We start from the raw sequence: 14,436 nt of genomic DNA on the forward strand, positions 1-14,436 counted from the left end.
ATACTTAGCCTAGCTAATGAGCATGGCTAACGACATTGTTCGACCGTATGACCGCTGTCACCGGGCACGCTAGCGCACCAGCCACACCGCAAAACCGGCCAGCCCCCAGCGCTGCGTCAAACATGCTGAAACAGCGCTGAGCGCCGGCCGGGAGCGGGTCAGAGGATCCAGGACTCCAGCGGGCCCCGGGCGAAGTAGAGAACGAACAGGGCGGCGATGCCGTACATCAGCGGGTGAATCTCCCGCGCCCGGTCGGTGGCCAGCTTCAGCACGACGTACGAGATGATCCCGGCCCCGATGCCGTTGGAGATCGAGTACGTGAACGGCATCAGCGTGACGGTCAGGAAGGCCGGCACCGCGATCGTGTAGTCCGACCAGTCGATCAGGCGCACCGTGGTGATCATCAGGAAGCCGACCACCACCAGCGCGGTCGACGCCGCCTCGAACGGCACCACCTTGACCAGCGGCGCGAAGAACATCGCCACCAGGAACAGCACGCCGGTGACCAGGCTGGCCACACCGGTCCGGGCACCCTCGCCCACACCGGAGGCACTCTCCACGTACGAGGTGTTGCTCGACACGCTGGCCGCGCCACCGGCCGCCGCGGCGACCGAGTCGACGAGCAGGATCTCCTTCGTACGCGGCGGCATGCCCTCGGCGTCGAGCAGCTCGCCCTCCTGTCCGACCGCGACCATCGTGCCCATGGTGTCGAAGAAGTCCGTCACCAGCAGCGTGAAGATGAACATCAGCACGACCAGCGGACCGGCCGTCGACCACGAGTCGAGCACGTTGAACTGGCCGAGCAGCGACAGGTCCGGAGTGTCGATGATCTGGTCGGGCAGCGCCGGCACGGTGAGCGACCAGCCACCGGGCTTCACGACGGCCGGGCCGAGCTTCGCCACCGCCTCCACGATGATCGCCAGCACCGTGGTGCCCAGGATGCCGATCAGGATCGCACCCTTGATCTTGCGGACGAAGAGGATCAGCGTGAACAGCAGACCGATCACGAAGACCAGCGTCGGCCAGGTCATCAGCTTGCCGCCCAGGCCCAGCTCGACCGGGACGGTGGTGTTGGCGGCGTCCGGGACGCGGTGCACGAAACCGGCGTCGACCAGACCGATGATCATCAGGAAGAGGCCGATGCCCACCCCGATCGCGGTCTTGAGCTGGGTCGGCACCGCCTTGAACACGGCGGTCCGCAGTCCGGTCAGCACCAGGATCGCGATCAGCACACCCTCGATCACGACCAGGCCCATCGCGTCGGCCCAGGTCATCTCCGGCGCGATCTCATAGGCGACCAGCGCGTTCACGCCGAGCCCGGCGGCCAGCGCCAGCGGGAAGCGGGCCACCACACCCATCAGGATCGTCATCAGGCCCGCGACCAGCGCGGTGCCGGCCGCCAGAGCGGTGATCGGCAGCTTGGCGCCGTTGGCGTCGGCGCCGCCAGCCAGGATCAGAGGGTTCAGGACCACGATGTAGGCCATCGTGAAGAACGTGACGACACCACCACGTACCTCGCGGCTCAGCGTCGAGCCACGCTTGGTTATCTCGAAGAACCGGTCGAAGCCGTTTTTGGCCGTGCCCGCGGCCGGCTCGGTATCAGCAGACATGGGACCTTCCGAAAGATGGCGCAGGAGTGAACGCGCGCATGCTTTCAGATGCAACTACTCCGGTAAAAGGGAAGTGATGTTACAACTCTCACGCGCTGCGCCGATGCGGTGCGTAGTGGCCTTACCCTGACGGAGTGAGTGACCTGTCTCCCGCCACGAAAACCGGCGACCCGCTGCCGGCCCTCGCCGTGGTGATCGGGACGAAACCGAGGCCCGAGCCACTGGATCCACCCATGGTCCCGTTCGCGCTCGCCGGTGTCGCCGCCTTCGCCATCGCATCACTGATCACCTGGCTTTTCCAGGCGCCACAGGCCTGGCTCGAGATCAGTGTCGCCGGGCTGGTGTGGGGTGTTCCCGGCACACTGACCATGGTGGTGCACGACCGGCAGCGCAAACGCCGCCGGGCGCTGACGCACCCGGAGTTCCGCGTCGAGACCAAACCGGTCCCCCACGCTTAGCTGTGGCCGTAATCCTCGGCCGGGTCGCCTGACTCCACCGAACCGTGGCCACGGCTCACCGCGACGGACTCGACCTCACTGTCGTCGTACACCGTGGGCAGTTCGTCGACCGGCTGCTCCGTCGCGCTGAGCAGGGCCTCGGAGTGGGCGCCGCAACCGTGGTCGGCGCTGACCGCGCGGCCGTCGTCGGGGGCGTAAAGGTTGCCGCACACCCCGAACATCCGCCGCATCGAACCGGCGAGCGGCAGGTAGAAGCCGCAGGTGCCGCACCGGGCGTTACGCGGGGCGGCGGTGGCGATCGGGGCCTCGGGGCCGGCGTCGCCGTCGTACCACCGCTGGGCCGTCTCCATCCGGCCCTCCTGGGACATCACCCGGGACCGGCCCAGGCCGAGCTCCCAGGAGACCTCCTCGACCGCGGCGTCGTCGCTGAGCACATAGCCCGGGGCGAGCCGGTCGTCGTCGGGCGCGGTCGGCATGAGGTCGCCGACACCCAGGTCGCCGGGCTGCACCCGCTCGTTCCACGGCACCCAGCCGGGGGCGAGCAGAGCGTCGGGACCGGGCAGCAGAACCGTCTCGCAGACCGTGACGTGCCGGCTGCGCGGAACACGCGTCACCGTGACCGCCCACCGCCAGCCGCGGTATCCGTCGAGATGACTCTCGAAGAAATGGGTCACGAGGCGGTCGCCCTCGGCGACCGCTTCGAGGTGGTCGCCGATGTCACTCGGGTCCACTTCGGTGATGGCACCGCGGGCCACCCCCACCGCATCGGCACAGACCTGGTCGAGTCGGGCGGTACGGGAAGCAGTCCTGGAGGTCACCCGCCCATTGTTGCCTATCACACCCGCCGGCCCGCAACGACTCCCCAGATAGCCGGGCGTGGAACAGGACGCGGGTCGCCTACATCAGTCAGGATGGTTCCCATGCCGCAGTTCTCCGCGCTCGGCCGCATCGTCGGCACCGGCATCAAAGCCGGCCGGCTCCTGGTGCGCGGATCCGTGCGCGGCGGAGCCTGGGCCACCCGCCGGGTCGGCACCGCCCGCGCCCGCGGCGCCGCCAACGAGATCGGCATGATCCGGCTCTTCGACCTGCACGCCGTCTCGTGCGCCGGCGACGCGCTCATCGCCATCGGGCTCGCCGGAACCATCTTCAGCGTTCCCCTCGGCGAGGCCCGCAGCAAGGTCGCGCTCTACCTGCTCATCACGATGGTGCCGTTCGCCCTGCTGGCGCCGGTGGTCGGCCCGCTGCTCGACCACTTCCGGCACGGCCGGCGCTACGCGCTGGCCACCACCTTCCTCGGCCGGGCGTTCCTGGCCTACGTCATGTCCGACAACCTGCTCGGCTGGGGTCTCTACCCGGCGGCGTTCGGCGTGCTGGCCCTCTCCCGGGCGTACGGGGTGGCCCGCTCCGCCGCCGTGCCCCGCCTGCTGCCCGAAGGCCTCGGACTGTCCCAGGTGGGCGCCCGGGCCAGCGTCTACGGCACCTTCGCCGGCATTCTGGTGGCGCCGATCGGCCTGCTCGCCTTCAAGTTCGGGCCACAGTGGCCACTGCGCGTCGCCACCATCATCTTCATGATCGGCGTGGTCGTCGCGCTCCGCCTGCCACCGCGCGCCGACTCCGACCCGCCCGAGGCGATGCCCCGAGCCTGGCTCACCGTCCTCGGCATCGGCCGCGGCCCGGAGCGCCCACTCTCCGGCCGCCTGATCGTCGCGACCCTGATCGGCAGCAGCAGCCTGCGCCTGCTCTACGGCTTCCTGCTGCTCTTCCTCACCTTCGCGATCATGGGCGGCCAGCTGACCACCTCGGTCCTCGGCGCCGAACTCGGCCGCAACACCGCCGTCGGCCTCGTCGGCGGAGCCCTCGCTCTCGGCACCTTCCTGTCCACCGCCGCCGGCACCGGTCTGCGCATCCGGCGCCCGCTCGCGTTGCAGTCCAGCGGCCTCGTCGTGACCGCGGGCGTCGCCGTGCTCACCACGATCTTCTACAACCTCGCGATGGTCACCCTCCTGGCGCTGCTCACCGCCGTCTTCAGCGGCATCGCCAAACTCGCGGTCGACGCCAGCATCCAGGAACGGGTTCCCGAACAGCAGCGGGCCACCGCGTTCGCCCACTCCGAAACAGCCCTCATGCTGGCCTGGGTGACCGGCGGCGGCCTCGGCCTCATTCCGTTCGACGGCCGGCTCGGCCTCGCCTTCGCCGCGCTGCTGGCGGTCCTCGCGGCCGGGCGGGCCGGCTGGGCTGCGGCCCGCATGCACAACGAACGGCTGGCGGGACGGCCCGACGCCGCTCCTCCCGGAGACGCTTCTCCCGGCAACGCTCCTCCCGACGCCGCTTTTCCCGGCGACGCTCCTCCCAGCGACGACCAGACCAGCGCCGGTACGGCCCAGCCGGGTCCCGAACCCGGTGGCCGTCGCCGACCGGCCGCCGCACCCGCCGGCGGCGGGGCCCCGGCCGGCGGACGGGACGGAAGCCGTGGTTCCCGAGCGGGCGCCTCCCCGGCCGGCGCCTCCCCGGCGAACTCGTCCGGGACGGGCGACCCCTGGGAGGAGGACTACTTCGATGACGCGCCGGAGAAGGCCCGCAGCGGGCGGGGCGCCCCAGCGCGAAGCGGGACAGGCCGCGCGGGAAGCCGGCACGATCCCGCCGCCGGGCGCCAGGGCGGCACGCCATCGCCTTCGCGGCGTCTTCCCGGCGACGGCGCGTCCAGGGACGGCGACACCCAGCGACTCGACGCGGAGCCGGGCGACCGGCGGTGGTGGCAGAGGAAGCGCAAGAACACGGTCACCGCGGAAGAGCTGGAACCGGAAGCCGGCCTGACCGGCAGCGGTCGCGGAACCGTCGGGGAAACGGCACATCGGCGTGGCTCGGGCGCGGGACCGGCGGACGGCCGCGGGGCGGCTCCGGGCCGGGTGGGCGGCCACGACCGGGGTAAAGGCGGCCGGGACGGCGGAGACTTCCCAGATGGAGACTTCCTAGGCGGAGACTTGCCGGGCCGAAACTCGCCGGACCGAGACTCGGCAGACCGGGACGGCGGCGGGGCACCGCTGGCGCCGCCGGGATACCACGTCTATCGGCCGTCGTCCGCGAGCTCGGGAGCGGGAAACGACGATCCCACGGACGGTGAGGACTCGTGAACGCGTACCCCCTCTTGGTGGTGACCGCGGTGGCTCCCGAGGCCGACGCCTTCCGGGCCGGCCTCGACCCGGCGCGGACCGTCGTCGAAGCCGTGGGCGTAGGCCCGGCAGCGGCAGCCGCCGGAACCGCACGCCTGCTCGCGACCGGCGCCTACCGCGCGGTCATCAGTGCCGGCATCGCCGGCGGTTTCCCCGGCCGGGCCGACGTCGGCGGCCTCGTCATCGCCACCCGCAGCATCGCCGCCGACCTGGGCGCCGAATCGCCGGACGGCTTCCTGCCGATCGAGGACCTGGGCTTCGGCGCCAGCGTTCTCGACGCCGACCCCGGCCTGGTCAAGGCTCTGCACGCCGCGCTTCCCGACGCGGTCACCGGAGACGTGCTCACCCTCGCCACGGTCACCGGAACCGCAGAGACGGCCGGCCGCCTCGCCGCCCGCTTCCCTCTCGCCGTCGCCGAAGCGATGGAGGGTTATGGCGTAGCCGTCGCCGCCACCGGCGCGGGCGTGCCCTTCGTCGAGCTCCGGGCGATCTCCAACCCGATCGGCCCCCGCGACCGGGCCGCCTGGCGCCTCGCCGACGCCTTCGCCGCCCTCCGGTCCACCACCCCAGCCCTCAACACCCTCCCCTGACGGAGCGACTCCGCCTATAAGGCCTGACAGGCGACACCTCCCTATCTGACGGGCGACGTCTCCCTATAAGAGCAGCAGCCGCCCGGTACGAGCAGCGGCCGCTCGCACCGCGACGGCTACCCCACATATTCGGCGACCTTGAGGAGCTGACAACCGTTCCGGGTGGTCGCCGCACCAAGATCGCGGGGAGTGGACGGCGATCGCCCTCTCAGCGAGGCGTGGCACTTGTCCGCGATGTGCCGCCGCACGCCGCTCCGTCAGTGCCGGGCGAATCCGCGGTCAAGGCGGACGTGAGGCAGCGCTTCCGCACGGCCAGCTGATCAACTCACCCCACAAGCCCACGGACGCCGGGGGCTGTCGCTTCCACACCGTTGCCGAGGTGCTTCCGGGGACACCGCACAGCGGGGGTGGTCATAGGCTCCCGTGACACCTCCGGCCGGCGTGCCGGGACGTGCCCGATCGTCGCGTTTCGGTCTGGGGTGGGGAATGGCCGCGTTGTAGGCCGGGGCGCGTGGTTGCGGTTGGGGAGGTGTGGCCGTACGACATCGGGGGTTGTGGTGTGACGCCCCTTCGCGGTGATTCGTCCGGTCGAACAGACTTCCCGGCGGGGATCCGATCAGGCCGCGGGATTCATTTACATGAAGGTTGTTGCTGTCGGCGATCGTGGGCGGCATGCTGCGCTGACGGGATTGTGATCGGGAACACTGCCGCTGAAACCAAAGCGAGGCTTCGATGAACGACGTGAGCGGGGGCGGCATGCCGGCCGGCGCTCGAGCCCGGCTGATCGGGGCCGGGTATGCCGCGCAGGGTCTGGGATATGCGGCGGTGGTCACCGCGTTGCCCGCGTTCAAGGACCGCCAGGGCATCGACGACACGTTCGTCTCGGTGGTCCTGCTGCTGGTGGTCGTGGCGGCGGCCGGCGGATCGGTGCTGGCCGACCGGATCGCCGCGCGCTGGGGCAGCCGTTATGCGCTCGCTTCGGGATTGTTCGTGGTGGGGGCGGCGCTGGCCGGGACCACGTTCTGGTCACCCAACGCGGTCTTCGCCTTGATCTTCCTCGGGTACGGGATCGGCCTCGGCGCGGTCGACGCCTCGCTCAGCATGCAGGGGGTGCTGGTGCAGGCGCGGCTGGGCCGCAGTGTGATGAGCCGCCTGTTCGCCGCCTACACCGCCGCGGCGATCGCTGCCGCGCTGCTCATGTCGGCGTCGATCGAGACCGGCGCGGGCGCGGCGGTCGCGGTCGCGGTGGCGGCGCTCTTCGCGGTGCTGGTGGGCCTGGTGGGGTGGCGGTCGTTCGAACCGGGACGCACCCAGCGATCCAGTGTGGTGCACGCGGAGACGGGACACAGCGTGCGCCCGGTCGTCCTGGTCTGCGGCATGCTGGTCTTCACGGCGTTCCTGGTGGATTCGGCGGTGAGCACGTGGAGTTCGGTCTACCTTCAGGACTCGCTGACCGCGGCCGCCTCGGTGGCGCCGCTGGGCTACGCCGCCTATCAGGGCGCGGTGCTGGTGAGCCGCCTGGCCGCGGATCATGTGATGCCACGGGCCGGGCGCCTGATCCTCGCGCTCGGGGCGCTCGCGGTGTGCGGGGTGGGCTGCGGGCTCGTCGTCGCGCTGCCGGCGATCGGAGCGGCGATCACCGGTTTCGCGATCGCGGGCATCGGGGTCGGGGTGCTGGTGCCGCTGGCGTTCAGCGCGGCCGGTGAGGCCGCGAGGGAGAGCAGCGACGAGGTGATCGCCAAGGTCAACCTCTTCAACTACGGCGGCGCGCTCCTGGGAGCGGTGCTGTTGGGGGCGCTGTCGGAGCCGGTCGGGCTGCGGTGGGCCTTCCTGATTCCGGTGATCGCGGTGATCGCGACGCTGCCGCTGGCCCGGCGGCTGCGGCACCTGGCGGCGTACGAACCGGTGCCGCGCCCCGCAGTCTGATCCCTCCGTTCGCGACGGGTGAGGGCCGGCGGGCTCCTCCCTTCGGCGTTAGGCACGGAGCCGGTCGGCCGGGTGTGCGGTGACTAAGCTGAGCGCGTGCCGAGGCTGGTGGACCACGACGTGCGACGGGCGGAGCTGCTGGCGGCCGCCTGGCGTGTGGTCCGCTTCCGCGGCGTCGAGGGCACCACCACGCGGGCCATCGCTGACGAGGCCGGCTGCTCACTGAGCGTGCTGGCCCATTTCCTGGGCGGCAAGGACGACATTCTGGTCGCCGCGCAGAAGGCGGTCTATGACCGGATCGTGGAGCGGGCCTTCCGGATCGGCGGTGACCTGTTCGGGCTGGACGGTCTGCGAGCCGCCCTGGAGGCGGTGCTGCCGATCGACGAGGAGCGGGCCGCCGACGCTCATGTGAACGTGGCTTTCGCGGGGGCGGCCCTGTCGCATCCGCGGCTGGCCGAGTCCCGTCGTGACTCGCATCGGGATATCCGGGTTCACCTGCGGAACTGTCTGCGGGAGGCGCGGGACCTCAGGGAACTGCGTAGTGGGGTCGACGACGAGGCGGTGATCGACGACTTCATCATCCTGGTCGAGGGCAGCACGCTGCTCAGCCTGGTGGACGGCTGGGCGGAGGAGGGACGCGCCGAGCGGCTGTCCCGCCTCGCCAACCAGTTCGTGAATCAGCTCAGGGTCAATCAGTCTCGGGGCTGAGCGGCGATCAGGTCCTTGTACCAGTAGTAGGAATCCTTCGGCGTCCGCGCAAGAGTGGATGAGTCCACATATATGAGGCCGAAACGCTCCTCGAATCCGGCGGCCCACTCGAAGTTGTCGATCGCCGACCAGACGTAGTAGCCGTCCACCCGTACGCCCGCGGCAATGGCGTCGGCCACGGCGCGCAGGTGAGCGTCCAGATAGGAGACGCGCCGGTCGTCGTGGATCCGGCCGTCCGGTCCGGGTCCGGCGTCGTGGAACGACGCCCCGTTCTCGGTGATGATCACCGGAGGCAGCGAGGGATACCGGTCCCGCAGTGTGACCAGGATCTCGGTGAGCCCGGACGGCACGATCGCCCACCCGAAGTCGGTGCGCTCGTCACTCTTCACCGGCACCGGCGAGAACGGCATGTCCGAGGGGATGTCCACTTCGAGCACACCGCTGTAGTCCTTGCCCGCCCGGGGCGCTTCGATCATCGTCGGCTCGTAGTAGTTGACCCCGTAGAAGTCGAGCCGCGCCCCGATCAGCTCCAGGTCCCGGTCCAGCTGGGCGTCGTCCAGGCCGACGCCGGCCCGGATCAGCTCGCTCGGGTAGTCGCCGAGCAAGATCGGATCGGAGAAGGTCCAGTTGGTGAGGTCGGAGAAGAGGGTCGCCGCCGCGACGTCCGCCGGGTCGTCGGTCGCCGGCGTCACCGGGAAGTGCTGGCTCGCCACCCCGACGGACCCGGCCCCATGGGTACGCAACACCTGCACCGCCAGCCCATGAGCCAGCAGCTGGTGGTGTCCCGCGGGCAGCGCTCCGAGCCCGAGCCCGCGGGCCGGGGCGTGGTCGGCGAGCGCGTATCCGTACAGGGTGTGCACGTTCATCTCGTTCATGGTGATCCAGTCCCGGACCCGGTCGCCGAGGCGCGACACCAGCGTGCTGGTGTAGTCGGCGAGCCGGTGCGCGGTGTCCCGGTTCATCCAGCCGCCGGCGTCCTCCAGTTCCTGCGGCAGATCCCAGTGATAGAGCGTCGGTACCGGCCGCAGACCGGCTGCGACGATCGAGTCCACGAGCCGGTCGTAGAAGCCGAGGTCACCGCCGAGCACGCGGGGCCAGGAGAAGGAGAACCGGTAGTCCTGCACCCCGGCCGCGGCGATCATCGCGATGTCCGACTCGTACCGGTGGTAGTGGTCGATCGCCACCCGCCCGTCCTGGCCGTTCCGGACGGTTCCGGGCCGGGCGGTGAAGGTGTCCCAGATGCTCGGGCCCTTGCCGCCCTCGTCGGCCGCGCCCTCGATCTGGTACGCCGAGGTCGACATGCCGAACCGGAAGCCGGGTGGAAACTGGGGGTACAAAGTGGATCCTTTCAGTTCAGCGCCTTCAGGCGCGGAAGCAGTGCCAGCGCGACCAGTGCGAAGGCCGCTGTGAGCAGGTAAAGCACGCGATAGCCGCCGAGCGTGGTGACGATCGGCGCGGCCAGCACCGGAGCCAGCAGCTGTGGCAGGGTGCCCGCGATGTTGGCGACGCCGAGCATGGTGGCCCGGGTCTCCGGGTCCGGCAGGACGTGGGTGAGGATGGCCATATCGACCGCGATGTAGGCGCCCCACCCGACTCCCACCAGCACTGATGCCACGATCACCACGGGGATGACCGGCACCAGGGCCATCAGTGCGGTGCCGAGAGCGAGGATGACCGCCCCGGCCGCGACGAAGATCCGGCGCCGTTCCCAGCGGTCCGACAGCACTCCCCCGGCGAAGCCGCAGATGCCCGCGAAGAGCACGTTGACCACGGTGAGGACGAGCACCCAGGTGGCCGCGTCCTGGACGCCGACCCGGTCCGACAGGAAGTAGAGCAGGTAGACCAGGACCAGCGCGTTCACCAGGTTCAGCAGGAACCGGATGATCCACGCCCAGGCGAACTGCCCACCCGGCCAGCGGATCTCGCGGATGGAAACGGCGGCGACCGTGATCGGCTGTTCCCGGTGCATGATCAGCAGCGCGGCGCCGAGGGCCGGCACCGCGATCGCCACCGCGATGTATCCCGGGGCGCCCGATCCCACCGCGACCGCCACCGCGGTGCCGAGGATCACGCCGACGATCTGCGCCACCCCGAAGAGGGCGCCGACCGTGCCGCGCTGGTTCTCCGGCACCCGGTCGCCGATCAGGGCGGCGAGCGCGGCGAGCGGCCCGTTCAGCCCGACCTGGACGAGGATCCAGCCGGTCGCCATGAGGGCGGTGGTGTCGGCGACGGCCAGCACCAGCAGGCCGGCGACGCCGACGACGGTGCCGGCCACGAAGATCGGCCGTCGTGAGCCGAGCCGGTCGGAGAGGGCGCCCCACAGCGGGTTGGCCACCATCGACGCCGCGGCGCCCCAGGCGGTGACCAGGGCGAGCAGCGCTTCCTTGCCGTCGTCGCCGGCCAGCCGGGCCGCCTGCTCGGGGAGCAGGATCTGGATCGGCCCGAACCAGCCGGCGGCGACGCCGATCATGGCGAGCGCGTACGCCGTCATCCAGCCACGGCGTACGCGCCCTTCAGTGAGCACGGTCACGCACGAGCTCTTTCCCACATCACCGTGTACGCCTCAGCGCCGCTGAGCAGTTGCTTCCTGAGCGCCGGCCCGTCGGCGCCGGCCTGATTGATCAGGTCGGTGACCCAGTCGGCGTAGAGGCCGTACTGGGCGACGCCGTCGGTGTTGAGGTCGAAGGTGCGGGTGCCGTAGACCTGCTTGGCGACCGTGGTGCCGTTGGTGGCGGTGAACGGATAGGTGAGCGGGCTGGATCCGGCGTTCAGCCGGGGAGCGGCTTGCGGGCCCAGACCGTTCACGTCGGTGCCGACCCCGTACCCGGTGATCTTCGAGCCGTTGGGGAGCGCCCGGTGGGTGCGCCACTCGTCCAGGAACGTCGGCGTGTGCTGCCCGTCGTCGTGAGCCGCGAACGCGTAGCTGGCGAGGAAGCCGCCGAGCCCGAGCGTCCGGTTGATCAGGGCCGGGTCGGCCCAGGTGTGCACCGAGGCGACTCCGGGATATCCGGCCTGCTCAGCGAGGTCGAGGACCGCTGTCGCGGTCTTCACTCCCATGTGGTCGATGTGGATGATCATGCCGCGCTCGATCATCTTCTTGACGAGGTACGACCCCAGCTCGGTCAGTCCCCGCGTGTTGCAGATCTTCCCGCTCGGGTAGACCGGCAGGATCGCGCCGGCCGGCAGCCCGACCCCCAGTTGGAGCAGTTTGGCGAAGTCGTCGCTGACCAGGGGCTGCTCGTTGTCGGACGGGCCGGTGCAACTGGTCGCCTCCCACCAGTGGCCGGTGGAGATCAGGTTGCCGAGGTTGATCGCGGCGCCGGTGACACCGGAGTCGAAGCGGGTGCCGCCGAACGCGTTGTCGAACTTGTGCACCGGGTAGAGGCCGCTGACACCCATGCTCTCCAGCTCGTTGAGCCCGGCGTCGATGTCGGCGGTGGTGCACTGCGGGGCGCCCTTGATCTCGCGGCAGCCGAAGAGTTCGGAGTTCTCCACACCGATGGTGACGGCGAGTTTGCCCTGCGCGGCGATGCCGCGTACCTCCGCGGGGGTCTTCGCCAGGCGGAACCAGCCCTTGCCGGGACCACCGCTGCGGGCGTCCACATAGTCCTGCATCTTCTTCAGGTAGGTGGACTGTGCCCGGAGCTGGTCCATCTCGTTGCAGGAGGTGTGCTCCGGCGTGAGGTCGCAGATCACCCGGTTGGCGACGAGCAGCACGTTGAGCACCCGCTGCCCGGACTTCCAGGCACGCTCCACGCCGCGGAAGTACGACGCCTCGTGCAGCAGCGTGTCGTACTGCGGCCAGTCGCCGAAGGTGGGCCAGCCGTCCTCGGCCGAGTTGATCGGGTCGGTGCCGGCGATGATCGCCTCCAGCAGAGCTCCCCAGCCGAGGGTGCCGTGCGAGGCGCAGCCCTTCAGCGCCACCGGGGCGCCGCCGGAGGCGTACGCGTCCCCGCAGTGCAGTGCCCCGCCGAACGCCTCGGCGGCGGTGATGTGCGCGTGCGCGTCGATCCAGCCGACCAGTTTGCCGTTCGCGTCGACGCCGGGGGCCGGGGTGCCGCTGACGCCGGTGGCGATGTCCGGGATCGCGGCGCAGCCGGTCGCCGGGGCGAGCGCGAAGGTGGCGCCGCCGGTGCCGAGTCCGCCGAGGTAGGAGCCCATCTGCTGACCGGTCGAGGTGTTCACGAACTTGTGGCGGCTGCCGTCGGTGGTGACGGTCCAGTCGGCCCGGGCGCCGTAGTCACCACCGGCCCAGACCCAGTTCATCACCGTCTGGTACGGCGGCGCGCCGTCACCGTCACGCAGCATGTACCGCCCGAGCTGGGTGGCCTCGACGCGGAACGGCTCGGCACTCGCCGCCGAGCTCTTGAAGCCGTACCCGACCGAGTCCTTCCAGACATAGCCGAGTGAGGTCGATCCGTGGAAAGCCTGGAGGGTGACGCAAGCGCCCTCCAGGTCGTAGGCGGGCGTCCAGCTCGCGGCTCCGTGGGCGGGCGCGGGCAGCCCACCGACGAGGCCGAGCACCAAGACGCCCGCAACCAGCGAACGTGTCACGGGGCACCCCCTTGGTCGATCACTTGATCCAACAAGGCGGAGTGTAAGAACCATCACACCCCCGTGAACAGAGGAAGACATGAATATTTTTCTCGGGCGCTACCTGAGGTGTGTGCGGCTAGACAGCTTCGCCTGCGCCCACTCCCCCCACGTCGGGGCTAGCGTGAGAGCGTGGCGCTCTCTCTGGCGGTTTCCCCGTGCCCCAACGACACCTTCGTGTTTCACGCGCTCGTGCACGGGCTCGTCCCCGGCGCCCCGCCGGTCGACCTGACCTTCGCCGACGTCGACGTCACCAACACCGCCGCCCTCGACGGCACGTTCGACCTGGTCAAGGTGAGCTATGCGGCACTGCCCTGGCTGCTCGGCGACTACGAGCTGCTGCCCTGCGGGGGCGCGCTCGGCCGGGGCTGCGGCCCGCTGGTGCTGACGAACGGGCGCACCGACCTGACCGGCGCCACCGTCGCCGTGCCCGGCGACCGCACCACGGCCTACCTTCTCTTCCGCCTCTGGGCCGCCGACCAGCAGCCGGCCCGCATCGAGGTCGTCCCGTTCCACCAGATCATGCCGGGCGTCGCCGAGGGCCGGTTCGACGCCGGCCTGGTGATCCACGAAGCCCGCTTCACCTATCAGAGGTTTGGCCTGACCGCCCTGGCCGACCTCGGCGAGTGGTGGGAGCGCGACACCGGCCTGCCCATCCCGCTCGGCGCCATCCTGGCCAAGCGGGGCGCCGTCGACCCGGCCGAGGCGACCGGGTGGATCCGCGAGTCGCTGCGCCACGGCTGGCGTGATCGGGCCGCGAGCCAGGACTTCATCCTCGCCAACGCGCAGGAGATGGAACCGGCCGTGGTGAAACAGCACATCGAGCTCTATGTCAACGAATTCACCCTTGACCTGGGAAAAGACGGCCTCGCCGCCGCCGATGCCCTGCTCGGGCGTGCGGCGGCGGCGGGTCTGACGCCTGCTGTTCCGTCGTTCCTGTGAAAACCGGACCGCGATCTTGAAAGCTGGATCGCGACTGAGAGTCAGATCTCGAATTCGCGGGCCACCGCGTGCACCAGCTGCGCGATCTTCAGTGAGGTCTTCTTGTCGGGGTACCGGCCACTCTGGAGGGACGGCTGCACCGAACTCTCCAGCACCTTGATCATGTCCTCGATCATGCTGGCCAGCTCGTCCGCTGGGCGGCGGCGGAGCTCGGCCAGGGATGGCGGGGCGTCCAGCAACTTCACACCCATCGCCTGCGCACCCTTACGACTGTCGACGACGCCGAACTCGATCCGCTGGCTCGTCTTCAGTTCGGTGACCCCCGCCGGCAGCGCACTCTTGGGAAGGAAAACGTCTCCGCCCTCGTCACTGGTGACGAAACCGAACCCCTTCGCTGCGTCGTACCACTTCACTCGACCCGTGGGCACCGCTGACCTCA

11 protein-coding genes and 1 pseudogene are annotated in these 14,436 nt (G+C 70.3%); 6 read left to right on the forward strand and 6 right to left on the reverse strand.

The features are described 5' to 3' along the window. Positions 1–158 precede the first annotated feature (158 nt). Complete coding sequence (locus QLQ12_RS18135; protein WP_282761357.1) at positions 159–1,610, reverse strand: NCS2 family permease; 1,452 nt, start codon at positions 1,608–1,610, stop codon at positions 159–161. A gap of 233 nt (positions 1,611–1,843) precedes the next feature. On the opposite strand from QLQ12_RS18135, the gene QLQ12_RS18140 reads away from it, so the two are divergent. Continuing rightward, positions 1,844–2,068 carry a DUF2530 domain-containing protein gene (locus QLQ12_RS18140; RefSeq protein WP_282761536.1) on the forward strand — a complete coding sequence of 75 codons (225 nt, stop codon included), beginning with the start codon at positions 1,844–1,846 and terminating at the stop codon, positions 2,066–2,068. Here the strand turns inward: QLQ12_RS18140 and QLQ12_RS18145 are convergent. Beyond that, positions 2,065–2,904 carry a DUF3027 domain-containing protein gene (locus QLQ12_RS18145; protein WP_282761537.1) on the reverse strand — a complete coding sequence of 280 codons (840 nt, stop codon included), beginning with the start codon at positions 2,902–2,904 and terminating at the stop codon, positions 2,065–2,067. The two genes, QLQ12_RS18140 and QLQ12_RS18145, sit on opposite strands and share 4 nt — an antisense overlap. A gap of 84 nt (positions 2,905–2,988) precedes the next feature. On the opposite strand from QLQ12_RS18145, the pseudogene QLQ12_RS18150 reads away from it, so the two are divergent. The 4 genes and pseudogenes from QLQ12_RS18150 to QLQ12_RS18165 form a co-directional block, all read left to right on the forward strand. Further along, positions 2,989–4,533: pseudogene (locus QLQ12_RS18150) on the forward strand (MFS transporter); the annotation flags it as partial. 662 nt (positions 4,534–5,195) lie between these two features. Next, positions 5,196–5,828 (forward strand): futalosine hydrolase, encoded by a 633-nt coding sequence (locus QLQ12_RS18155; protein ID WP_282761359.1) that lies wholly within the window; start codon positions 5,196–5,198, stop codon positions 5,826–5,828. 732 nt (positions 5,829–6,560) lie between these two features. Beyond that, the gene (locus QLQ12_RS18160; protein ID WP_282761360.1) at positions 6,561–7,754 is read left to right on the forward strand and encodes an MFS transporter; all 1,194 of its coding nucleotides are present in this window, start codon (positions 6,561–6,563) and stop codon (positions 7,752–7,754) included. Positions 7,755–7,850: 96 nt separating this feature from the next. Further along, positions 7,851–8,462, forward strand: a complete 612-nt coding sequence (locus tag QLQ12_RS18165; RefSeq protein ID WP_282761361.1) for a TetR/AcrR family transcriptional regulator — start codon at positions 7,851–7,853, stop codon at positions 8,460–8,462. Here the strand turns inward: QLQ12_RS18165 and QLQ12_RS18170 are convergent. From QLQ12_RS18170 to QLQ12_RS18180, 3 genes are read right to left on the reverse strand one after another with little or no spacing between them, the layout of a single operon-like run. After that, complete coding sequence (locus QLQ12_RS18170; RefSeq protein ID WP_282761362.1) at positions 8,447–9,799, reverse strand: GH1 family beta-glucosidase; 1,353 nt, start codon at positions 9,797–9,799, stop codon at positions 8,447–8,449. The two genes, QLQ12_RS18165 and QLQ12_RS18170, sit on opposite strands and share 16 nt — an antisense overlap. An 11-nt stretch (positions 9,800–9,810) precedes the next feature. Beyond that, entirely contained in the window at positions 9,811–10,992 is a 1,182-nt protein-coding gene (locus QLQ12_RS18175) for an MFS transporter (protein ID WP_282761363.1), read from the reverse strand. Further along, positions 10,989–13,016, reverse strand: a complete 2,028-nt coding sequence (locus QLQ12_RS18180) for an amidohydrolase family protein (RefSeq protein ID WP_282761364.1) — start codon at positions 13,014–13,016, stop codon at positions 10,989–10,991. The genes QLQ12_RS18175 and QLQ12_RS18180 overlap by 4 nt, the downstream gene beginning before the upstream one ends. Positions 13,017–13,187: 171 nt before the next feature. On the opposite strand from QLQ12_RS18180, the gene QLQ12_RS18185 reads away from it, so the two are divergent. Then, positions 13,188–13,997 (forward strand): 1,4-dihydroxy-6-naphthoate synthase, encoded by an 810-nt coding sequence (locus QLQ12_RS18185; protein WP_282761366.1) that lies wholly within the window; start codon positions 13,188–13,190, stop codon positions 13,995–13,997. Between the two features lie 41 nt (positions 13,998–14,038). On the opposite strand, the gene QLQ12_RS18190 is transcribed toward QLQ12_RS18185, so the two are convergent. Continuing rightward, on the reverse strand, positions 14,039–14,425 hold the full coding sequence (locus QLQ12_RS18190; RefSeq protein WP_282761368.1) for a cold-shock protein: 387 nt from the start codon (positions 14,423–14,425) through the stop codon (positions 14,039–14,041). Positions 14,426–14,436 lie beyond the last annotated feature (11 nt).

The sequence above is a fragment of the Actinoplanes sandaracinus genome, from assembly GCF_030009775.1.
Lineage (GTDB): Bacteria > Actinomycetota > Actinomycetes > Mycobacteriales > Micromonosporaceae > Actinoplanes > Actinoplanes sandaracinus.

Bases quoted from the DNA above. Each gene is read 5' to 3' on its own strand.
- QLQ12_RS18160 (WP_282761360.1), top strand. From the start codon at position 6,561: ATGAACGACGTGAGCGGGGGCGGCATGCCGGCCGGCGCTCGAGCCCGG.
- QLQ12_RS18140 (WP_282761536.1), top strand. From the start codon at position 1,844: ATGGTCCCGTTCGCGCTCGCCGGTGTCGCCGCCTTCGCCATCGCATCA.
- QLQ12_RS18135 (WP_282761357.1), bottom strand. From the start codon at position 1,610: ATGTCTGCTGATACCGAGCCGGCCGCGGGCACGGCCAAAAACGGCTTC.